Source organism: Brevundimonas sp. FG8 (genome assembly GCF_057808845.1).
Genome location: NZ_JBMDIU010000001.1, coordinates 772,040 through 794,865, shown reverse-complemented (window position 1 = coordinate 794,865; position 22,826 = coordinate 772,040). Strand labels below are relative to the sequence as shown.

The following is a 22,826-nucleotide window of genomic DNA, read 5'->3' as shown; positions in this document are numbered from 1 at the left end:
AAACCACCAGGATCGCGCCGTCCATCTGGGCGGCGCCGGTGATCATGTTCTTCACATAGTCGGCGTGACCCGGGCAGTCGACGTGCGCGTAGTGACGGTTGGCCGTCTCGTACTCGACGTGCGCCGTGTTGATCGTGATGCCGCGGGCCTTTTCTTCCGGCGCGGCGTCGATGTCGGCGTAGTTCATCGCCTTGGCGCCGCCGGCCTTCGCCAGCGTCATCGTGATCGCCGCCGTCAGCGTCGTCTTGCCGTGGTCAACGTGACCGATCGTGCCGATGTTGCAGTGCGGCTTCGTGCGTTCGAACTTTTCCTTGGCCATTCTCTTCTCTCCGTCCCCTGAAAAAGGGGGCTTCAGTCCTTGGGGTTTTCAGGGGTCCGGCAGGCCCGAAGGCCTGCCGGGATTGGTTGGTGCTTAGGCGCTGTACTTCTTGATCACTTCGTCGGCGACGTGTTGCGGCACCGCTTCGTAGTGATCGTACTGCATGGTGAAGGCCGCGCGGCCCTGCGACATGCCGCGCAGGGTGTTCACATAGCCGAACATGTTGGCCAGCGGCACGAAGGCGTTCACGACAGTCGCGTTACCGCGCATGTCCTGACCCTGGATCATGCCGCGACGGCCGTTCAGGTCGCCGATGACCGAGCCCAGATACTCTTCCGGGGTCACGACCTCGACGGCCATGATCGGCTCGAGCAGCTTGGGTCCGCCCTTCTCGCGCAGTTCCTTGAAGGCGGCGCGGGCCGCGATTTCGAACGCCAGCACGCTGGAGTCGACGTCGTGGAACTTGCCGTCCGTCAGGGTCGCCTTGAAGTCGATCAGCGGGAAGCCGGCGAGCAGGCCGTTATCCTTGGCCGATTCCAGGCCCTTCTCGACGCCGGGGATGTATTCCTTCGGCACGGCGCCGCCGACGATGGCCGACTCGAACACGAAGCCCGAACCCGGCTCGCCCGGTTCGAAGGTGATCATGACGCGGGCGAACTGACCCGTACCACCGGTCTGCTTCTTGTGGGTGTAGTCGATCTCGGCCTTGCGGCTGATCGATTCACGGTAGGCCACCTGCGGCGCGCCGATGTTGGCTTCGACCTTGTAGGTGCGCTTCAGGATGTCGATCTTGATGTCCAGGTGCAGCTCGCCCATGCCCTTCAGGATCGTCTGGCCCGACTCGTGGTCGGTCGAGACGGTGAAGGACGGGTCTTCCGAGGCCAGCTTGGCCAGGGCGACGCCCAGCTTCTCCTGGTCAGCCTTCGACTTGGGCTCGACTGCGATCTCGATAACCGGCGCCGGGAACTCCATGCGCTCCAGGATGACCGGGTTCTTGATCGGGTCGCACAGGGTGTCGCCCGTGCGGGTTTCCTTCAGGCCGGCCAGGGCGACGATGTCGCCGGCGTAGGCTTCCTTGATGTCCTCGCGGTTGTTCGAGTGCATCAGCAGCATGCGGCCGACGCGCTCCTTCTTGTCGCGCGACGAGTTCAGCAGGCCCATGCCCGTTTCCATCTTGCCCGAGTAGATGCGGCAGAAGGTGATCGAGCCGACGAAGGGGTCGTCCATGATCTTGAAGGCCAGAACCGACAGGGGCTCTTCGTCCGACGCCTTGCGGGTGATCGGCTCTTCGGTCTTGTAGTCGATGCCCGGGGTCGGCGGGATGTCCACCGGCGACGGCAGGTAGTCGACGACGGCGTCCAGCAGCGGCTGCACGCCCTTGTTCTTGAACGCCGAGCCGCACAGGATCGGGTAGAAGGCGCCGGTCAGCACGGCCTTGCGGATGCACTTCTTGATGGTCGCTTCGTCCGGCTCGTTGCCTTCGAGGTAAGCTTCCATCGCCTCGTCGTCGAGTTCGACGGCGTTGTCGATCAGGTACTGGCGGGCTTCGTTGGCCTTGTCGACCAGATCAGCCGGGATCTCTTCATCGCGATACGACGCGCCCAGGCCGTCGTTGTCCCAGACAACCGCCTTCATGCGGACCAGGTCGACCAGACCCTTCAGCTCGCTCTCGGCGCCGATCGGGAATTGGATCGGCACAGCCTTGGCGCCCAGACGGTCGCGGATCGACTCAACCGACTTGTCGAAGTCGGCGCCGATCTTGTCCATCTTGTTGACGAAGACGATGCGCGGCACGCGGTACTTGTCGGCCTGGCGCCAGACGGTTTCGGTCTGCGGCTCAACGCCGGCGTTGCCGTCCAGCACGGTCACGGCGCCGTCGAGGACGCGCAGCGAGCGTTCGACTTCGATGGTGAAGTCCACGTGGCCGGGGGTGTCGATGATGTTCAGGCGCTTGTCGTTCCAGAACGCGGTCGTCGCGGCCGACGTGATGGTGATGCCGCGTTCCTGTTCCTGGTCCATCCAGTCCATGGTGGCGGCGCCGTCGTGGACTTCACCGATCTTGTGGCTCTTGCCGGTGTAATACAGGATCCGCTCGGTCGTCGTCGTCTTGCCGGCGTCGATGTGCGCCATGATGCCGAAGTTGCGGTAGTCTTCGATTTTATGCGTGCGGGGCATGAGAGCGTGCCTTGCGGTCAGAAGCGGCGCCGGACCGGCGCCTCGGGAATGTTCGGATAAGCGAGCGCGGGCGATTTAGCTCAAACCGCCCGCGCCGGATAGTCACGTAAATAGGAACCCGCCGATCCTTTCGAAAGACCGGCGGCTTCCCGCAAGCTTACCAGCGGTAGTGGCTGAAAGCGCGGTTGGCTTCGGCCATCTTGTGGGTGTCTTCGCGCTTCTTCACGGCGGTGCCGCGGTTGTTCGAAGCGTCCAGCAGCTCGGCGGCCAGCTTTTCGGTCATGGTGTTTTCGCCGCGGTTGCGGGCGGCGTTCACCAGCCAACGGATGGCCAGGGCCTTGCGGCGGTCCGGACGAACTTCGACCGGCACCTGATAGGTGGCGCCGCCGACGCGACGCGAACGGACTTCGACCGCCGGAGCGACGTTTTCCAGCGCGGTGTGGAAGGTCGCGACGGGTTCCTGGTCCTTCTTCTTCTCGGCCAGGATGTCGAACGCGCCGTACACGATGTTCTCGGCGACGGCCTTCTTACCTTCGTACATGACGTAGTTCATGAACTTGGTGACGGTCAGATCCTTGAACTTGGGATCCGGCAGGACTTCACGCTTCTGGGCGCGGTGGCGACGGGACATGGGCTTGGCCTTCTAAAGACGTATCGTACGGCCGATCCGAACCCCCGGGGCGCGGATCGGCGAATGGAATGAAGCGGCGAACGCTTACTTCGGACGCTTGGCGCCGTAGTGCGAACGGCGCTGCTTGCGGTCCTTGACGCCTTGCGTATCGAGCACGCCGCGCAGGATGTGATAGCGAACGCCCGGAAGGTCCTTCACGCGGCCGCCGCGGATCAGCACGACGGAGTGCTCCTGCAGGTTGTGGCCTTCGCCCGGGATGTAGCACACGGCTTCGATGCCGGTGGTCAGACGGACCTTGGCGACCTTACGCAGAGCCGAGTTCGGCTTCTTCGGGGTCGTTGTGTAAACGCGGGTGCAGACGCCGCGGCGTTGCGGGCAACCCTTCAGGGCCGGGACCTTGTTACGGACCGGCTTGGGGGCGCGCGGCTTGCGGATCAGCTGGTTGATAGTCGGCATCGAGTACTCGTTCTCTTCTAGTCGATGGGAGCGTGTGCCTTTCGGCCGGAGCGCCCCGGTGAGCCTTCTTTTCGGACGACGGGAGCCGCCCTCGGGTGAGGTTCCGAGCCTTGACCGCGACAAACGCAAAAGCCGGAACGCGCGCTTTGGACGTTCCGGCGGGCGACAGCCCGTTCGCTAGATTGTCTCGATCTCGCCGGACGTCCGAAGACATCCTTCTCGAAAGTGGGCGGCTTCTACGCGCGCGGGGCCGTCAGGTCAAGGGTTTGGCGCCGATAGCCTGCGCCGCTCGTCCGCCCGGGCCCATCAGGGATCGAAGGTCGGCGAACGGCCCCGATCAGGCCCCAATACCGCCACGCTCGCACCCGCCCATCACCGTGGGTTGAGGACGGTGGCGGGGGTTCGGTTGAAACGGGGAATACTCAGTACAGCGAGACAGCGCGGCCTTGTGGTCGTGGCCGCCCTGACGTTGCATGTCATTGTGTTGCTGCCGATCGCCCTGTCGACGCCGCCGACGCCGACCGCGCCCATCCGTGAGCCCGTCTACCTCATACCGCTTGATCTGACGGAGACCCTGTCACGACGGACCGCCACCAGACGAAGCCCCCTCCCCGCCGCCCGTCCCGCTCCTGATCACTCCACCGCCCCGCCGTCCGCGCCGCGCCCACGCGCACCGGCCACGACCGGCGCACGGCCGCCCTCCGGTTCCGTCGAGCCGCTCGCGCCCCCTCCAGCCGAGCAGAACCCCGCGCAGGGGCAGGCGATGGACGACCCGTGGCGCGGGCGACGACCGGCCCCGGCGGGGCTCCCCTGCCCCGCGCCGCCCGGTGATCGTATCGGCGCCCGCCTCTGTCTGGTCGGCCCCACGCCGGACCGGGACCGGGAGCCGGAAGCCTATGCGGACGCGGGGACGCCCCGGCGGAGTCGCGCCGAACAGTCGCGGGAGGATGGGTTCGAACGCCAGCGGCAGGCCAACGAGGCGTGGCGCGACTACACCCGGGGCGAAGGGGCCTATCCGGGCCTGCGGTCGTTGTTCACCGAGCGATGACCCCGATCCGGCCCCATTACGGCCACGCTGGCCGGGTCACCTGCTTGCCGGACAGGGAGGACGGATGAACGGGCGCGCGTTGGTATGGCCCCGGATCGGCAAGCGCTGGCGCAAGCCCGCGCTGATCGGCCTTTCCGTCTCCGCCCACATCCTCATCCTCGGCGGGCTCGGCTTGCGGGTCCTGACGGTGGAGACGCCCAATCTTCCCGCCGAACCCCAAACGATCTTACTGGATATCGAGCCCCGTCCCCTGCTGGAGGATGAAAGGCCCCGTCCCCGTCCCCAGCCCGTTCAGGCGCCCGCCGAGACCGCGCCGACAACGGCGGACTCGCGCCCCTCCTTCTTCGGCCTTCGGCTGCCCCAGCCCCGTCCCCGCGATGACGAGGACGAAACGCCCTCCCCGCCTTCGCCCCGGGCCGCCGCGCCCGGCGCGCCGGCTCCGCCCGCCAGTGCGGACCCGTGGCAGGTCCGTCCCGAAACGATGGGCGACCGGGTCGGTCGCGGCCTGCGCACGCGCGGTCCCGGCTGCGCCAGCCCGCAGATGCTGAGCCCGGAGGAACGCCGCATCTGCGAGGATCGCTTCGGCGAACGCGCCGCCGCCGCGGCGCCCATCAGCGGCTCCGGCGATCCGGAACGCGACGCCCGCTTCGCCCGCGAAGGCGCCGCCGCCCTGGCCCAGTATGAGGCGCGTCGTCGCCCCCTTGCGGGCGGAACCGGCGTCACCGGCGTCCAGGACGGGCCGGGTTCGAACTTCGGCATCGGCGTCGCGGGCGCCCATCTGGATCAGTCGCTCCAGCCGGATTCAACGCGCAATATCCGCACGCGTCGCGACGGCCCGCGCGACTCCGGCCAGCCGATGACGCCGGGCGGCGGCTTCGACCGGGAGTAGCCGGCGTCCTCGCCGTCGCACTTTTCCGTCGTCGAATTCTCCCGAAATCCGTCGTCCAAATCTCAGGTCGAATTTGGCGCCCGATCAGCGAGCCGCCACCAACTCCGGATGGGCGCTTTCCGGCGCGCTTCGCCCCTCCGGACAAAAAGAAAGGGCGACGCCTTTCGACGCCGCCCCTCTTTCAGTTCAGGTCTGTGACCCGGATCAGCCTTCCGACTTCTCCAGCTCCAAGGCCAGATCGGCCGGCAGCGGCTCGACCGCGTCTTCGCGGGCTTGCGTCAGCTCGGCGTCACGCTCGTTGGCGATCTTCTGCAGGCTGCGCAGGTAGGCGCCCGTACCGGCCGGGATCAGACGGCCGACGATGACGTTTTCCTTCAGGCCTTCCAGCGTGTCGCGCTTGCCGTTGACCGAGGCGTCGGTGAGGACGCGGGTGGTCTCCTGGAACGACGCCGCCGAGATGAAGCTGCGGGTCTGCAGCGACGCCTTGGTGATGCCCAGCAGGACCGGCTGCGTGGTGGCCAGACGACCGCCGCGCTTCTCGACCTTGGCGTTTTCCAGCACGGCTTCAGCCACTTCGACGGTGTCGCCGCGGATCAGGGTGGTTTCACCCGAATCCAGGACCTCGACCTTCTGCAGCATCTGACGGACGATGACCTCGATGTGCTTGTCGTTAATCGGCACGCCTTGCAGGCGATAGACTTCCTGCACTTCGTTCACGAGGTATTCGGCCAGCGCTTCGACGCCCTGGATGCGCAGCAGATCGTGCGGATCCGGGTTGCCGTCGATGATGTAGTCGCCCTTCTGGATCAGATCGCCGTCGTGGACGGAGATATGCTTGCCCTTCGGGATCAGGAATTCGACCGCTTCGCCCTGGTTGCCGTCGGCATCCGGCTCCGGGGTGATCTTGATGCGGCGCTTGTTCTTGTAGTCGCGACCGAACTCAACGCGGCCATCCATTTCGGCGATGACGGCGCAGTCCTTCGGACGACGGGCTTCGAACAGTTCGGCGACGCGCGGCAGACCGCCGGTGATGTCGCGGGTCTTGGCGCCTTCGGTCGGAACGCGGGCGATGATCTCGCCCGGCTTGACCTCATCGCCGTTGTTCACGGACAGAACCGCGCCCACGGGCAGCAGGTAACGGGCGTCGGAGCCCGAAGCCAGCTTGGCGTAGGCGTCGCCGTTGGTCACGCCCATGGCCGGACGCAGGTCCGAACCGCGGGGCGACGCGCGCCAGTCACTGACGACGCGTTGGGCGATACCCGTCGCTTCGTCGGTTTCTTCCTTGACCGACAGGCCTTCGACCAGGTCCTCGAAGCGCACCGTACCGGCGACTTCCGTCAGGATCGGGGTGGTGTAGGGGTCCCACTCCGCCAGACGCTGCCCCTTGGCGATGTCGCCGCCTTCCTTGACGCGGATGCGGGCGCCGTAGGGGACCTTGTGGGTCTCGCGGTCCTTGCCGTCCACGGTGACGACGACGGTGACGTTGCGGCTCATGGCCACCAGATCGCCGTGCGCCGCCTTGACGGTCGGGCCGTTGATCTTGGCCACACCGGCGTTGGTCGCCTCGTAGAACGAGGTTTCCGCCACCTGCGCGGTGCCGCCGATGTGGAAGGTCCGCATGGTCAGCTGGGTGCCCGGCTCACCGATCGACTGGGCGGCGATGACGCCCACGGCTTCACCGATGTTGACGTTGGTGCCGCGCGCCAGGTCACGCCCGTAGCAGTAGGCGCAGATACCGGCTTCGGCTTCACAGGTCAGGGCCGAACGGACCTTGATCGACTGGACGCCGGCCTTGTCGATGACCTCGATCTCCTCTTCCTGGAGATAGGTGTCCGCCGGGAACAGGACGGTGTCGCCGCCCGGCTCCTTGATGTCCTCGGCCGCGTAGCGACCCAGAACACGTTGGCCCAGCGAAACCAGCACGTCGCCGCCTTCGACCACGGCGCGCAGGGTGATGCCCCGCGTCGAGCCGCAATCGTCCTCGGTGACGATCGAGTCCTGCGCCACGTCCACCAGACGACGGGTCAGGTAGCCCGAGTTGGCGGTCTTCAGCGCGGTGTCGGCCAGACCCTTACGGGCGCCGTGGGTGGAGTTGAAGTACTCCAGCACGGTCAGGCCTTCCTTGAAATTCGAGATAATCGGGGTCTCGATGATCTCGCCCGACGGCTTGGCCATCAGGCCCCGCATGCCGCCCAGCTGCTTCATCTGCGCCTGCGAACCACGGGCGCCCGAGTTGGCCATCATGAACACCGAGTTGATGTCCGGCTTCTGGCCGGGAGCCAGAACGCGCGGCTGCGCGATCTCGCCCATCATCGCGTCAGCGATCTTGTCCGTGACCTTGGCCCAGGCGTCGACGACCTTGTTGTACTTCTCGCCCTTGGTGATGAGGCCGTCAGCGTATTGCTGCTCGTACTCTTCCACCTGGGTGCGGGTTTCCGCGACCAGACCGGCCTTGGCTTCCGGAATGACGATGTCGTCCTTGCCGAACGAGATGCCGGCCTTGGCGGCTTCACGGAAGCCCAGTTGCATCATCTGGTCGGCGAAGATGACCGTCGCCTTCTGACCGCAGTGACGATAGACCTGATCGATCAGATTACCGATCTCCTTCTTGGTCAGGTTCTTCTCGAGCAGGCGGTAGCCGATGTTCGGGTTGTGCGGCAGCAGCGCGCCCAGCTTCATGCGGCCCGGCGTCGTGTCGATGACCTTGGTCACCACTTCGCCGGCGGCGTTCATCTCGGTCCAGCGGGCCTTGATCTTCGTGTGAAGGGTCACGGCCTTGGCGTCGAGCGCGGCGTCAATTTCACCCATGTTGGCGAACAGCTTGCCTTCGCCGGTTTCGCCGTCCTTGACCAGCGACAGGTAGTACAGACCCAGGACGATGTCCTGCGACGGCACGATGATCGGCTTGCCGTTGGCGGGCGACAGGATGTTGTTCGTCGACATCATCAGGACGCGCGCTTCCAGCTGAGCCTCGAGGCTCAGCGGGACGTGCACGGCCATCTGGTCGCCGTCGAAGTCGGCGTTGAACGCGGTACAGACCAGCGGGTGCAGGCGGATGGCCTTGCCCTCGATCAGCTTCGGCTCGAACGCCTGGATGCCCAGACGGTGCAGGGTCGGGGCGCGGTTCAGCAGGACCGGGTGTTCGCGGATGACCTCATCGAGGATATCCCACACCTGCGGCTGCTCGCGCTCCACCATGCGCTTGGACTGCTTGACGGTGCCCGACAGGCCCTTGGCGTCCAGACGCGCGTAGATGAACGGCTTGAACAGCTCCAGCGCCATCTTTTTCGGCAGGCCGCACTCGTGCAGCTTCAGTTCCGGACCCACGGTGATGACCGAACGACCCGAGTAGTCGACGCGCTTGCCGAGCAGGTTCTGACGGAAGCGACCCTGCTTGCCCTTCAGCATGTCAGCGAGCGACTTCAGCGGACGCTTGTTGGCGCCGGTGATGACGCGACCGCGACGGCCGTTGTCGAACAGGGCGTCGACCGATTCCTGCAGCATCCGCTTTTCGTTGCGGATGATGATGTCCGGCGCGCGCAGCTCGATCAGGCGCTTCAGGCGGTTGTTCCGGTTGATGACCCGGCGATACAGGTCGTTCAGGTCCGAGGTCGCGAAGCGGCCGCCGTCCAGCGGCACCAGCGGACGCAGTTCCGGCGGGATGACCGGAACGACGTTCAGGATCATCCACTCGGGCTTGTTGCCGCTTTCGAGGAAGGCCTCGATCAGCTTCAGACGCTTGGAGGCCTTCTTCGCCTTCATTTCCGACGGGTTGTCGGCCAGCTCGCCGCGGTGCTTTTCAGCCTCGGCGTTCAGGTCGATGCCCATCAGCAGATTGCGAACGGCCTCGGCGCCGATCTCGGCGGTGAAGCCGTCATCGCCGAACTCGTCCTGGTAACGGTAGAACTCGTCTTCCGTCAGCAGCTGGTTCTGCTTCAGCGGGGTCAGGCCCGGCTCGGTGACGATGTAGTTCTCGAAATACAGGACGCGCTCGACGTCCTTCAGCGCCATATCGAGCATCAGCGAGATGCGCGACGGCAGCGACTTCAGGAACCAGATGTGGGCGACCGGCGAGGCCAGCTCGATGTGGCCCATGCGCTCGCGACGAACGCGGGCCAGGGTGACTTCGACGCCGCACTTCTCGCAGATGATGCCCTTGTACTTCATGCGCTTGTACTTGCCGCACAGGCATTCGTAGTCCTTGGTCGGGCCAAAGATACGGGCGCAGAACAGGCCGTCACGCTCGGGCTTGAACGTGCGGTAGTTGATGGTTTCCGGCTTCTTGATCTCGCCGAACGACCACGAGCGGATCTTCTCCGGCGAGGCCAGTGCGATCCGGATCTGGTCGAAGGTCGGGGTGACCGGGACCGGGTTGAAGATGTTCAGGACTTCCTGGTTCATCTGTCAGTTCCTTCTGCGGCGAGTGGGCCGCGATAAATCTTGAAGAGCAGAGACTTGGCTGGCGGAAGGTGAAGAGTGAGCAAGAAGTAAGCGATGGCGGTTGAGACTGCGCTCACCCCTTCGCTCACTTTTCACTACTCGCTCACTCGCCTCAGCTGTTCTCCAGCTCCACGTTCAGGCCCAGCGAGCGCATTTCCTTCACGAGCACGTTGAACGACTCGGGGATGCCCGCCTCGAAGCTGTCGTCGCCGCGGACGATCGCCTCGTAGACCTTGGTCCGGCCGGCCACGTCGTCGGACTTCACCGTCAGCATTTCCTGCAGGGTGTAGGCCGCGCCGTAGGCTTCCAGCGCCCACACTTCCATTTCACCGAAGCGTTGGCCGCCGAACTGCGCCTTGCCGCCCAGCGGTTGCTGGGTGACGAGCGAGTACGGCCCGATGGAGCGGGCGTGGATCTTGTCGTCGACCAGGTGGTGCAGCTTCAGCATGTAGATGTAGCCGACCGTGACCGGACGCTTGAACTGCTCACCGGTCTGACCGTCGAACAGGATCGACTGGCCCGAACGATCCAGACCGGCCTTCTCCAGCAGGTCCTCGATGTCCGAGATGTGCGCGCCGTCGAAGACCGGGGTCGCGAACGGAACGCCCTTCGACAGGTTGCGGGCCAGCTCGACCAGCTCTTCCTCGTCCTGCGGCAGCGGGGTGTCCTTGCCGTAGACATCCGACAGATGGTCGATCAGCGCCTGCTTCTGGCCGCCCTGTTGCCAGGCTTCCAGAAGGCCCTGGATCTGCTTGCCGAGACCGGCGGCGGCCCAACCCAGATGGGTTTCGAAGATCTGGCCGATGTTCATGCGCGACGGCACGCCCAGCGGGTTCAGAACGACGTCGACCGACGTACCGTCTTCCAGGTGCGGCATGTCCTCGATCGGCAGGATCTTGGAGATGACGCCCTTGTTGCCGTGACGGCCGGCCATCTTGTCGCCCGGCTGAAGCTTGCGCTTCACGGCGACGAAGACCTTGACCATCTTCATCACGCCCGGGGGCAGTTCGTCGCCACGTTGCAGCTTCTCGACCTTGTCCTCGAAGCGCCGGTCGAGGGCCTTCCGGGCGTCCTCGAACTGCTTCTTCATGGCCTCCAGCTCGCCCATCGCCTTCTCGTCGTCGAGGGCGATCTGCCACCACAGACCCTTGGACAGTTCACCCAGCTTCTCGAGGGTGACCTCGCCGCGGCCCAGGCCCTTCGGACCCGAGACGGCGGTCTTGCCCAGCAGCAGGGGCTGCAGGCGGCCGTAGACGTTGCGCTCGAGGATCTTCAGCTCGTCGTCGCGGTCCTTGCCGAGACGCTCGATCTCGGCGCGTTCGATCGCCATGGCGCGCTCGTCCTTGTCGACGCCGTGACGGTTGAAGACGCGCACGTCCACGATGGTGCCGGCGACGCCGGGCGGCAGACGCAGCGAGGTGTCGCGGACGTCCGAAGCCTTCTCGCCGAAGATGGCGCGCAGCAGCTTCTCTTCCGGGGTCATCGGGCTTTCGCCCTTCGGCGTCACCTTGCCGACCAGGATGTCGCCGGGCTGGACCTCGGCGCCGATGGCCACGATGCCGGCCTCGTCGAGGTTGCGCAGGGCTTCCTCGCCGACGTTCGGGATGTCGCGGGTGATTTCTTCCGGACCCAGCTTGGTGTCGCGGGCCATGACCTCGAACTCGTCGATGTGGATCGACGTGAAGATGTCGTCGCGCACGATGCGCTCCGAGATCAGGATCGAGTCTTCGAAGTTGTAGCCGTTCCAGGGCATGAAGGCGACGAGGGCGTTGCGGCCCAGAGCCAGTTCGCCCAGGTCCGTCGACGGGCCGTCGGCGATCACGTCGCCGGCCTTCACCGCGTCACCCACGCGCACGATCGGGCGCTGGTTGATGCAGGTCGACTGGTTCGAACGCTGGAACTTCGACAGGCGGTAGATATCGACGCCCGAGCGGCCCGGCTCCAGCTCACCGGTGGCGCGCACGACGATACGGGTGCCGTCGATCTGCTCGACGACGCCTTCACGACGGGCGACCACGACGGCGCCGGAGTCCACGGCCACGACGGCTTCCATGCCGGTGCCGACCAGCGGCGCGTCCGACTGCACCAGCGGCACGGCCTGACGTTGCATGTTCGCGCCCATCAGTGCGCGGTTGGCGTCGTCGTTTTCCAGGAACGGAATCAGGGCGGCGGCGACCGAAACGACCTGCTTCGGCGACACGTCCATCATGTCGACCGTTTCCTTGGTCAGCAGCTGGGATTCACCGTTGATCCGGCCGGGGACCAGATCGTCGACGATCTGGCCGTCCTTCAGTTCGATGTTGGCCTGGGCGATCGTGTACTTCGACTCTTCCATGGCCGAGATGTAGACGACCTCGGACTGGGCCTGGCCGTCCTTCACGCGACGGTACGGGCTCTCGATGAAGCCGTACTTGTTCACGCGGGCGTGGGTGGCCAGCGAGTTGATCAGACCGATGTTCGGGCCTTCCGGCGTTTCGATCGGGCAGATGCGGCCGTAGTGGGTCGGGTGCACGTCGCGGACTTCGAAGCCGGCGCGCTCGCGGGTCAGACCGCCCGGTCCAAGGGCCGACAGGCGGCGCTTGTGGGTGATTTCCGACAGCGGGTTCGTCTGGTCCATGAACTGCGACAGCTGCGAGCTGCCGAAGAACTCACGCACGGCGGCCGCGGCCGGCTTGGCGTTGATCAGGTCGTGCGGCATGACCGTGTCGATATCGACCGAGCTCATGCGCTCCTTGATCGCGCGCTCCATGCGCAGCAGGCCAATGCGGTACTGGTTTTCCAGCAGTTCGCCGACCGAGCGAACGCGACGGTTGCCCAGGTTGTCGATGTCGTCGATCTCGCCACGGCCGTCCTTCAGGCCGACGAGGATCTGCAGCACCTTCAGGACGTCGTCCTTTTGCAGGACGCGGATTTCGTCCGAAACCTCGGGGGTTTCCAGACGCATGTTCATCTTGACCCGGCCCACGGCCGACAGATCGTAGCGCTCGCTGTCGAAGAACAGCGACTGGAACATGGCTTCGGCGGCTTCCGGGGTCGGCGGCTCGCCCGGACGCATCACGCGGTAGACGTCGAACAGGGCGTCCTCGCGGCCGGTGCTCTTGTCGATGCGCAGGGTGTTGCGCATGTAGGCGCCGACGGTGACGTGGTCGATGTCCAGCACGTCGATGGTGGTGAAGCCGTGCGACTCCAGCAGCTCGATCGTGGCCTGGTCCAGCTCGTCGCCGGCCTCGGCGTAGATTTCACCGGTCTCGTAGTTGACGGCGTCGGCGGCCAGATAACGGGTCACCAGGGCGTCGGCGGCCAGGGACAGCGACTTGGTGGTGTCACCCAGCTTCTTGGCCTGACGGGCGCTGATCTTCGTCCCGGCGGCGGCGATCACTTCACCGGTGTCGGCGTCGACCAGATCGAACTCCGGCTTCACACCGCGCCAGCGCTCGGCCTTGTAAGGCGTGACCCATCCCTCGCCGCGCTTCTCGTAAGGCACGGTCTCGTAGAACGTCTTGAGGATTTCCTCGCCGTCCATGCCCAGAGCCATCAGGAAGGTGGTGGCCGGCAGTTTGCGGCGACGGTCGATGCGGACGTAGACGATGTCCTTGGCGTCGAACTCGAAGTCGAGCCACGACCCGCGGTACGGGATCACGCGAGCGGCGAACAGCAGCTTGCCCGAGCTGTGCGTCTTGCCCTTGTCGTGGTCGAAGAAGACGCCCGGCGAACGGTGCATCTGGGACACGATCACCCGCTCGGTCCCGTTGACGATGAAGGTGCCCTTGTCCGTCATGAGCGGGATATCGCCCATATAGACGTCCTGCTCCTTGATGTCCTTGACCGAGCGCGCGCCGGTCTCTTCGTCCATCTCGAACACGATCAGGCGCAGCTTCACCTTCAGCGGCGCGGCGTAGGTCATGTCGCGCTGGATGCACTCCTCGACGTCGTACTTCGGGTCTTCGAATTCATACGAGACGTATTCAAGGATGGCGCGTTCGTTGAAGTCCTTGATCGGGAAGACCGACTTGAAGACCGCCTCGATCCCCTCATCGGTGCGCAGGCCCGGACGGCTCTCGCGCTGAAGGAACTGTTCGTAGGACGCGCGCTGAACCTCGATCAGGTTCGGCATCTGCACCGCTTCCGGGATGCGACCGAACGAGTGACGGATGCGCTTCTTGCCGGTGAACGAGGTGGCGGTGAGGAACTGACCGGAGACGGTGAGTTCCGCTTTGGACTTGGCCATTCTGTCTTCCCAATACGAGCCGGGCAGCTCGTTTCAAATGCAGCAGCCACGGGCCGCCGGCTGGCGATCCGTGACGATCGGTTTCGGCGTCCACCCTCGGGCCTTGCGGTCCCAGGACACCTGAATTGTACGGCTCCCTTGGGGAGGAGCGCGCCTTCGCACCGGTCGGAGGGCGACAAACCGGGCCTCGGCGCTTTCGCGCGGACTCATTACGGAGTTAGCGGAACGGGCTGATATACTCGCTTTGACGGCGAAATAAAGGTCGCTGTGGAAAATCTTGGGGCAGAGCCGGAATTCGGCTTGCTCTTCCCGCATCGCTCGTCGTCACGGGCAGATATGGGGTCTCTTCCCGTCCCCGCCAACTCCGGCTAGCGTCACCGTCATGAAGCGCTTCCTGATCGCCTCCGCCGCCGCCCTGACCCTCGCCGCCTGCGCCTCGACGCCGCCGACGCCCGCGCCTGTCGCGGTCGGCACGGGCACTCTCGAGGGCTGGACCCAGGGCAACGCCGCCTATCTGGCGTGGAACGGCGCCCGTCGCGGCTGGACGACCACCGAAAGCGGCCTCCAATACCGCCGCATCGGCCGCGCGAAACCGAACGGCCGTCAGCCGACCTCGACCGACACGGTCAGGGTCCACTATCGCGGGACCTTCATTGACGGTCGCCAGTTCGACAGCAGCTATGACCGCAACGAACCCGCCGAGTTCCCCCTGAACCGGGTCATCAAGGGCTGGACCGAGGGCGTGGCCTTGATGCGCGAGGGCGAAAAGTTCGAGTTCGTCATTCCCGCCTCCATCGGCTACGGCGAGCGCTGGGTCGGCGGCGGCGAATTGCCTCCGAACTCGACCCTGTTGTTCACCGTCGAACTGCTCGAAGTAAAACCGGCGTCCTGAGCTCGAGCGGCCGGGCGTTCATCGCCCGATCTCCCCGAGAGGCCGTACACGCTCCGCCCCCTCCTCATCGCCGGCCTGCTCCCCGCGCCGCGCCGGAGGTGCGGGCCCGACCGGGCCGCTACGACCTGCTCGGCCGCCGCGCGGTCGACGCCATTCCGGAAGCCCGGTTGATCGCCTTCCCTGATCTCGGCCATTCGCCGCAGGGTCAGGCGCCGGAGGTCTTCCACGCCGCCCTTCTGGCCGCCCTCGCCACCCCGAGATGACAGGATTGTAATACTGTATCAGTCGCGCCGGGTTGACCGCCGCCCCGGCCCGGCGTGATCTGCACGCCCCGGTTTGCCTTGCCTGCGAGTCCCATGATGCGTCCGTCCGCCCGCCTGCTCGTCTCCGCCTGCGCCGCGGCGCTGCTGTTCGGGTCCGCTCCCGCTCTGGCCCAGGTCGGCACGCCCGCCCTGCCGGTCGCCCTGGCCCCGATACCCACGCCGCGCGACGCCCCCTATCCCGGCGTGATCGGCATCGAGGTGGACGCCACCGACATCGACCGGCGCATCGTCTCGATCAAACAGACCATCCCGGTCGCGGCGCCGGGTCCGCTGGTCCTGCTGTATCCCGAGTGGATCCCGGGCAACCATGGCCCGGTCGGCCCGGTAGACGACATCTCCGACCTGCAGATCACCGCCAACGGCCAGCCCCTGCGCTGGGTGCGCAACACGGTCCAGACCACGGCCTTCCAGGTTGATGTTCCGGCGGGCGTCCCGGCGGTGGAGGTTTCCTTCAAGTGGCTGACGCCCATCGACGGCGCGCAGGGCCGCGTCGTCATCACCGACGAGATGCTGAACATCCAGTGGGAGAAGGCCCTGCTCTATCCGGCGGGCTACTACGCGCGCCGGATCACCTTCGAGCCGACCCTGCGCCTGCCCGCGGGTTGGCAGTACGGCACGGCTCTGGACACGCGCTCGTTCCAGAACGGCGTGGCGGTGTTCGCCCCGATCACTCTGGAGCATTTCGCCGACAGCCCCCTGTTCGCGGGCCTGCACTACCGTCAGATCGACCTTGATCCGGGCGGCCGCTCGCCGGTGCGCCTGAACGTCGTCGCCGACAGCGCCGAACAGCTGGCCGCCACCGACACCCACATCGCCCAGCACCGCGAACTGGTCCGTCAGGCCGACCGCCTGTTCGGCGCGCGCCACTTCAACCACTACGACTTCCTGCTGGCGGTCACCGACCGACTGGGCGGCATCGGGCTGGAGCACCAGCGCTCGTCCGAGAACAGCGTCGACACCAAATATTTCACCGATGCGACCGGCACCCTGGCGGACCGTGACCTGCTGGGTCACGAGTACACCCACAGCTGGAACGGCAAATGGCGCCGTCCGGCGGACCAGTTGACTCCGACCCTGAACGAGCCGCTGCAGAACTCCCTGCTCTGGGTCTATGAGGGCCAGACCCAGTACTGGGGCCTGATCCTGACCACGCGCGCCGGCCTGATGACCAAACAGCAGGCGCTGGATGTGTTCGCCAACACCGCCGCCACCTACGCCGACGGCAATCCGGGCCGCGAATGGCGGGCCATGCAGGACACCACCAACGATCCGATCATCGCCCAGCGACGTCCCCAGCCCTGGCCCAGCCGCCAGCGTAGCGAGGACTACTATCGTGAAGGCGCCATGATCTGGCTGGACGCCGACACCCTGATCCGCGAGCAGTCCGGCGGCCGTCGCTCGCTGGACGACTTCGCCCGCGCCTTCTTCGGCGTTCAGGACGGCAACTGGGATCCCGCGCCCTATACTTTCACCGACGTCACCACGACCCTCAACGGGGTCGAGCGCAACGACTGGAGCGCCTTCCTGCGCGAGCGGCTGGACGCTGTCGGCCCCGAGGCCCACGGGCCGCTGGCCGGGATCGAGCGTGGCGGCTACCGCCTTGTCTGGCGTGAGGCGCCCAACGCCTATTCCCGCGCCCTGAACACGGAACTGGGCCGGGTGGACTTCCAGTACTCGCTGGGCCTGTCGCTAAACAGTTCGAACCGCGTCACCGGCGTCCGCTGGGGCTCGCCCGCCTTCCAGGCCGGCCTGACCTCGGGCTGGGAAGTCGTCGCGGTCAACGGCCGCACGGCCAACGCCGCCGCCATCGCCGAGGCCATCACCGCCTCCAAGGGCAATGCGACGCCGATCCAGATGATGCTGAAGCGCGGCGATCGCTTCCGCACCATCGAATTCGACTACCACGACGGCCTTCGCTACCCGCACCTCGAGCGGATCGAGGGAACCCCTGACCGGCTGGGCGACATCCTCAGCCCGCGCCGCCGCTGATTTCGAGCAAGCCCGACATGATCAAGCCCGCCGCCCTCGCCCTGCTGCTCGCCTCCGTGGCCCTGCCCGCCGTGGCCCAGACCGTTCCGGCCTCGCAGGCCCATGCGCCCCTGCCCGCGCCGACCAGCCTGCCGCACGCCCTGCCCCCGATCCCCGCGCCGCAGGATCGCGACTATCCCGGCGTCATCGGCATCCGTGTCGATCTGACGGACCTGGACCACAAGGTCATCCGCACCCACCAGACCATCCCGGTCTCGGCGGGTCATCTGGTGCTGCAATATCCGAAATTCATTCCGGGCAACCACGCCGACACCGGCCCGATCCAGCTGATCTCGGGCCTGACCGTCACCGGGAACGGCCGGCGGATCGAGTGGGTGCGTGACACCGTCGATCCCCACGCCTTCCACCTCGACATCCCGGCGGGCGTGGCGTCCATCGAGGTCTCGTTCGAGTGGCTGACCCAGCCGGACAACGCCACCTGGCGTGTGGTCATGACGCAGGACATCGTGAACCTGCAGTGGGAGAAGGCCCTGCTCTATCCGGCGGGCTACAACCACAGCCGCATCACCTTCGCCCCTTCGGTCGTGCTGCCTTCGGGCTGGGGCTACGGCGTGGCTCTGGACACGACGGGCCGCGAGGGCGACGTGGCCACCTTCGCCCCGATCAATCTGGAGCATCTGGCCGACAGCCCGATGTTCGCGGGCCGTTACTATCGCCGCGTGGACATCGACCCGGGCGGCCGTTCGCCGGTGCATCTGAATCTGGTCGGCGACACCGCCGCCTCGATCAACATCACGCCCGAGTGGATCGCGAAATACGAGGCGCTGGTCGATCAGGCCGACCGTCTGTTCGGCGCCCGCCACTACGACCGCTATGAGTTCCTGTTCGCCATGACCAGCCAGCTCGGCGGCATCGGGCTGGAGCACCATCGCTCGTCCGAGAACACGGCGGCCCCCAACTACTTCTCCAGCCCCAACCCGGCCTACGGCGCGCGCGGCCTGCTGCCGCACGAGTACGTCCACAGCTGGAACGGCAAGTTCCGGCGTCCGTCCGACGAATACGTCGCCAACCTGAACCTCCCCACCCAGAACACCCTGATGTGGGTCTATGAAGGCCAGACCGAGTACTGGGGCGATGTCCTGACCCCGCGCTCGGGTCTCGGCACCGTCGAGGAGGCCGTCATCAACCTCGCCGAGGTCGCCGGTTTCTATGACCAGCAGCCGGGCCGTCAGTGGCGCGCGCTGCAGGACACCACCAATCACAACCTGCTGGGCTACCGCACGACCAATCCCTGGTCGTCGTGGATGCGCGACACGGGCGACTACTACCGCGAGGCCCTGCTGATCTGGCTGGACGCCGACACCCTGATCCGCTCCGAGACCAACGAGCGCAAGTCGCTGGATGACTTCGCCAAGGCCTTCTTCGGCGTCGAGGACGGTGTCTGGGAGGCCCGCCCCTACACCTTCGACGACGTGGTCGCGGCCCTGAACGCCGTGCACCCGCACGACTGGGCCACCTTCCTGCGCACCCGCCTGGACGCGGTCGGCCCGGACGCCAAGGCGCCGCTGGACGGCATCGAACGCGCGGGCTGGCGCCTGACCTGGGTCGACAGCCTGACGCCCGTCGAAAAGCGCATGCTGGGCGGCTGGGCCGGGGACTTCCAGTACTCGCTGGGCTTCAGCCTGTCGGGCACGCGCATCACCGGGGTCCGCTGGGGTTCGCTGGCCTTTGATCAGGGCCTCGGCGCGGGCTGGGAACTGATGGCCGTCGGCGACCGGGTCGGTTCCGCCGACGCCCTGCGCGCCGCGGTCACCGCCGCGAAGACCAGCCCGGACCCGATCCGGCTTGTCCTGAAACGCGGCGACGAGTTCCGCACGGTCGACTTCGACTATCACGGCGGCCTGCGCTACCCGCGTCTGGTCCGCATCGAGGGCACGCGCGACCGTCTGGCCGACATCTTCAGGCCGCGCACCCGCTGAAGACAGAACCGGTCTCGTCAGCGGATCCAGCTGCCGACCATCACCTCGCCCAAAAGAAAACGGGCCGGAGGTTTCCCTCCGGCCCGCTCAACTGTTCAAGCCGCCGCCCCTAGGGGCGACACGCCGTAAGCCAGATTACTTGATCTGGATCTTGGCGCCGGCTTCTTCCAGCTTCTTCTTGATTTCTTCGGCGGTCTGCTTCGAGACGTTCTCGACGACGTTCTGCGGAGCGCCTTCGACCAGGTCCTTGGCTTCCTTCAGACCCAGGTCCGAACGGACGCCGCGGACTTCCTTGATCACGTTGATCTTCTTGTCGCCGCCGTCGATCAGGACAACGGTGAACTCGGTTTGCTCTTCGCCGGCCGGAGCGGCTTCACCACCACCGGCGGCCACAGCGGCGACGGCGACCGGAGCAGCGGCGCTCACGCCCCACTTTTCTTCCAGCAGCTTCGACAGTTCAGCGGCTTCCAGGACGGTCAGAGCCGACAGGTCTTCAACGATTTTGGCGAGATCAGCCATGGGGTATTTCCTTCGGTAGGATGAGGTTCAGTAGAGAGTTTGCAGAGATGAAAGAGGCGGTTCCGCTTACGCGGCGTCCTTCGTGGCGTAGGCGTTGAAAACGCGGGCCAGTTGGGCAGCCGGGGCTTGCGTGATGCCGGCGATACGGGTCGCGGGCGTGTTGAGCAGGCCGAGGAACGACGCGCGGATCTGATCCAGCGACGGCAGTTTGGAGAGAACCTCCACGCCCTTCGCGTCCAGAACCTTGTCACCCATGAAGCCGCCCAGAACGACGAACTTGTCGTTGCCCTTGGCGAATTCGGCGGTGACCTTGGCGGCCGTCACCGCGTCGTCGGCATAGGCGATGCCCACCGGACCCTTGAACAGGCCGTGGTAATCGCTGCCTTCAGCGGCTTCGAGCGCCTTCAGCGCCAGGCGGTTCTTGACCACCTTGAACGCGGCGCCTTCTTTACGAAGACGGCCACGCAGATCTTCCATTTCCGCAACGGTCAGACCCAGGTTGTGGGTCACGACCACGGCGCCCGCGTCGGCGAAAACGCTTTTCAGCGATTCGATCGACTCGGCTTTTTGTGCGCGGTCCATTGCGGTCTCCAGTCTTGGTATTCGTCCCCGGGCTTATTCCCGGAAACGTATGGCCAAAGCGCCGCGCATCGCTGCGAGACGTTCAGGCCGGTCGTATTGTCCGAAGGAAGCTCAAACCCCGTGCCCCCGTTTCCGGGTGACGGCGATCGTCTGCATCCCCATCTCCCCACGGCGTCAGAGGGCTCTCTGACAGTTACGGCGGTGGGTGGCCCCCACGCCCCGAAGTTCTCGGACAGGACCGCCGCGTCCCGAAGGCTGCGACGGAGAAGGCGCGCTCTATACACGCAATCGCCGCAAACTCAAGCGCCCACGCGCATGCAGGCCATCTGCACAGGAAATCCTCACGACAGCCCTCGCGAACCGGGGCAGTGTCGTCGGCCTGACGGCAGGGGATCCGCATGACCGAAACCATCGAAGCCACCGGCCGCGACAGTCTGGGCCGCGGCGGCACGCCCGCGCTGGCCGGTTTCCGGCTGGCGGTCGGCCTGGCGCAGGGGCTGGCGCTATGGCTGCTGTACCGCTCCGCCCGGATCAGTGACTACGGTGACCCCCGGCTGGATTGGCCCGCCACCGTGCCGGAGCTGTTCGGGCCGCTGGCGATGATCCTGGTCATGGTTCCTGTCCTGCTGCTGGCCGGCGCCGGGCGGATGCGTGTCCGTACCCTGCTGCTCTGGATTATCGGTGCGACTGCCTTCCTCGCCCTGCTCGGCTGGCACGGCGCCGCGGCGCAGTCGATGACCGAGTACGGTCCGCGCAGCCGACCGCCCTTCCTCCCCTGGCCCATGCCCCTGTTCGCCGCGGCGGCCCTGTTCATCGGCCATCATCTGATCCTGCCCGCGGATCTGGAGCGGAAATGGATCGCCGCCTTCCCCACCTATTTCGACACGGCATGGAAAGCCGGAGTTCAGTTGGCCCTGTCCGTCGGCTTCACCGGCGCTTTCTGGATCCTGCTTTTCCTCGGCTCGGCCCTGTTCAAGGTGATCGGGCTCGACTTCCTGCAGGACCTGATCGACCAGCCTTGGTTCTCCATCCCGGTCACCACCCTGATGTTCTCGGTCGCCGTCCATCTGACCGATGTGCGCGACGGCCTGATCCGGGGCGTGCGCAGCGTCGCCCTGATGCTGCTGTCGTGGCTGCTGCTCCTCATGACCGTGCTGGCGGCCGGCTTCCTCGCCGCCCTGCCCTTCACCGGTCTGGACCGCCTCTGGGACACCGGCAGCGCCACCGCCCTCGTGCTCTCGGCCGCCGCCGCCCTCATCATTCTCATCAACACCGCCTATCAGGACGGACGCGAAGACAACCTGCCGCCGCTGGTCCTGCGCTGGGCCGTGCGGGTCGCCGCCGTCCTGCTGACGCCGCTCGTCATTCTCGCCTTCTGGGGTCTGGCCCTGCGCATCGGCCAGCACGGCCTGACGCCGGACAGGATCATAGCCGTCGCCTGCGCCATCATCGGCGCCGCCTATGCCGCAGGCTACGGCTATGCCGCCCTCCGGCCCTTCTGGAGAAAGGGCGCCGACTGGATGCAGCCGCTGGAGCGCACCAACGTCCTGACTGCCGTTCTGGCCATCGCGGTCATCCTCGCCCTGTTCAGCCCCGTCGCCGACCCGGCCCGCCTGTCCGTCGCCGATCAGGTCGCCCGGCTGGAGCGCGGCGCCGTCAAGCCGGATCAGTTCGACTTCCGCTTCCTGCGCTTTGAAAGCGGCAAGGCCGGCGAGGCCGCGCTGGAACGCCTGACCCGCTCTGCCGCCCCCGACATCGCCCAACGCGCCAGACAGGTCATCGCCATCAAGAACCGGTGGGACTTGCGGGACGAAGGCGAACCGGATCGTATTCCGGTGTTTGAGGTCGTCGGGTCGCCGCTGCCGGCGGACTTCGTCACCGAGGTCCGTTCTGGTGACGACCGGTATGATTGCGTGGGCCAGGGCATCTGCGTCGCACGCGCAATCGACCTGAACGGTGACAACGTCATGGAAGTGCTCATCGCCAGATCGTTCTCCGTCGATCTGTGGGCCCGGAACAGTGATGGCGTCTGGACCCGTCAGGGCGCCTATCCGCACCTGCGTTGCGTCGGAGGCCGTCGCGAGGATGCACGGGAGCGGCTGAAGCAGGGGGGCGTGCGGATCGCCGAACCCCGCTGGCCCGCGCTCTCTTTCGGCGACGGCCCGGCCGTGGCGCCCCAACTGGAGCAGGACATCCGCTGCACGCCGTCCCCCGCCGGCGCGACGGCCCCTGCCCCGGTTACGGTGACCGCGACGCCCGCGCCCTAACACCTCGTTCACCCTGCCCGACCACCTGATCTTCACCTTGTGGCGGCTAAAACGTCCCGGAATGAGCCAGCTCCACCATTGAGAGCCGG

The 22,826-nt window shown here is 66.2% G+C and carries 15 protein-coding genes; 7 read left to right on the top strand and 8 right to left on the bottom strand.

Annotated elements, in window-relative coordinates; all coding sequences use genetic code 11:
- The 4 genes from ACODRV_RS03630 to rpsL all read right to left on the bottom strand — a co-directional run.
- On the bottom strand, window positions 1–319 hold a 319-nt coding region (locus tag ACODRV_RS03630; RefSeq protein WP_488907438.1), incomplete at its 3' end, for a GTP-binding protein.
- Window positions 320–412: 93 nt separating this feature from the next.
- A complete protein-coding gene (gene fusA / locus ACODRV_RS03625) occupies window positions 413–2,494 on the bottom strand; it encodes an elongation factor G (RefSeq protein WP_488907437.1) in 2,082 nt (693 codons plus the stop codon).
- Window positions 2,495–2,651: 157 nt separating this feature from the next.
- Window positions 2,652–3,125, bottom strand: coding sequence for a 30S ribosomal protein S7 (gene rpsG / locus ACODRV_RS03620; RefSeq protein ID WP_141626243.1), 474 nt, complete (start codon window positions 3,123–3,125; stop codon window positions 2,652–2,654).
- An 84-nt stretch (window positions 3,126–3,209) separates the two neighbouring features.
- Window positions 3,210–3,581, bottom strand: a complete 372-nt coding sequence (gene rpsL, locus ACODRV_RS03615; RefSeq protein ID WP_056453566.1) for a 30S ribosomal protein S12 — start codon at window positions 3,579–3,581, stop codon at window positions 3,210–3,212.
- A gap of 454 nt (window positions 3,582–4,035) precedes the next feature.
- Between rpsL and ACODRV_RS03610 the strand changes: the two genes are divergently transcribed.
- Together ACODRV_RS03610 and ACODRV_RS03605 are read left to right on the top strand one after the other, a co-directional pair.
- The gene (locus tag ACODRV_RS03610) at window positions 4,036–4,629 is read left to right on the top strand and encodes a hypothetical protein (protein ID WP_488907436.1); all 594 of its coding nucleotides are present in this window, start codon (window positions 4,036–4,038) and stop codon (window positions 4,627–4,629) included.
- 64 nt (window positions 4,630–4,693) lie between these two features.
- Window positions 4,694–5,518: a hypothetical protein gene (locus tag ACODRV_RS03605; RefSeq protein WP_488907435.1), complete on the top strand. Its 825-nt coding sequence runs from the start codon at window positions 4,694–4,696 to the stop codon at window positions 5,516–5,518.
- Window positions 5,519–5,722: 204 nt separating this feature from the next.
- On the opposite strand, the gene rpoC is transcribed toward ACODRV_RS03605, so the two are convergent.
- The gene (rpoC, locus tag ACODRV_RS03600) at window positions 5,723–9,919 is read right to left on the bottom strand and encodes a DNA-directed RNA polymerase subunit beta' (RefSeq protein ID WP_141626240.1); all 4,197 of its coding nucleotides are present in this window, start codon (window positions 9,917–9,919) and stop codon (window positions 5,723–5,725) included.
- A 151-nt stretch (window positions 9,920–10,070) separates the two neighbouring features.
- Entirely contained in the window at window positions 10,071–14,186 is a 4,116-nt protein-coding gene (rpoB, locus tag ACODRV_RS03595) for a DNA-directed RNA polymerase subunit beta (RefSeq protein WP_488907434.1), read from the bottom strand.
- Between the two features lie 382 nt (window positions 14,187–14,568).
- On the opposite strand from rpoB, the gene ACODRV_RS03590 reads away from it, so the two are divergent.
- From ACODRV_RS03590 to ACODRV_RS03575, 4 genes are all read left to right on the top strand, one after another.
- Window positions 14,569–15,078 carry an FKBP-type peptidyl-prolyl cis-trans isomerase gene (locus tag ACODRV_RS03590; RefSeq protein WP_141626238.1) on the top strand — a complete coding sequence of 170 codons (510 nt, stop codon included), beginning with the start codon at window positions 14,569–14,571 and terminating at the stop codon, window positions 15,076–15,078.
- Window positions 15,079–15,176: 98 nt separating this feature from the next.
- Window positions 15,177–15,341 (top strand): hypothetical protein, encoded by a 165-nt coding sequence (locus tag ACODRV_RS03585; RefSeq protein WP_488907433.1) that lies wholly within the window; start codon window positions 15,177–15,179, stop codon window positions 15,339–15,341.
- Between the two features lie 96 nt (window positions 15,342–15,437).
- Window positions 15,438–17,390, top strand: coding sequence for a M61 family metallopeptidase (locus tag ACODRV_RS03580; protein WP_488907451.1), 1,953 nt, complete (start codon window positions 15,438–15,440; stop codon window positions 17,388–17,390).
- A 17-nt stretch (window positions 17,391–17,407) separates the two neighbouring features.
- Entirely contained in the window at window positions 17,408–19,369 is a 1,962-nt protein-coding gene (locus tag ACODRV_RS03575; RefSeq protein WP_488907432.1) for a M61 family metallopeptidase, read from the top strand.
- Window positions 19,370–19,504: 135 nt separating this feature from the next.
- Here the strand turns inward: ACODRV_RS03575 and rplL are convergent, their stop codons facing one another.
- Both rplL and rplJ read right to left on the bottom strand, forming a co-directional pair.
- The gene (gene rplL / locus ACODRV_RS03570) at window positions 19,505–19,888 is read right to left on the bottom strand and encodes a 50S ribosomal protein L7/L12 (RefSeq protein WP_141626235.1); all 384 of its coding nucleotides are present in this window, start codon (window positions 19,886–19,888) and stop codon (window positions 19,505–19,507) included.
- 66 nt (window positions 19,889–19,954) lie between these two features.
- Window positions 19,955–20,470, bottom strand: a complete 516-nt coding sequence (gene rplJ / locus ACODRV_RS03565; RefSeq protein ID WP_141626234.1) for a 50S ribosomal protein L10 — start codon at window positions 20,468–20,470, stop codon at window positions 19,955–19,957.
- Between the two features lie 398 nt (window positions 20,471–20,868).
- On the opposite strand from rplJ, the gene ACODRV_RS03560 reads away from it, so the two are divergent.
- The gene (locus ACODRV_RS03560) at window positions 20,869–22,737 is read left to right on the top strand and encodes a DUF4153 domain-containing protein (protein ID WP_488907431.1); all 1,869 of its coding nucleotides are present in this window, start codon (window positions 20,869–20,871) and stop codon (window positions 22,735–22,737) included.
- Window positions 22,738–22,826 lie beyond the last annotated feature (89 nt).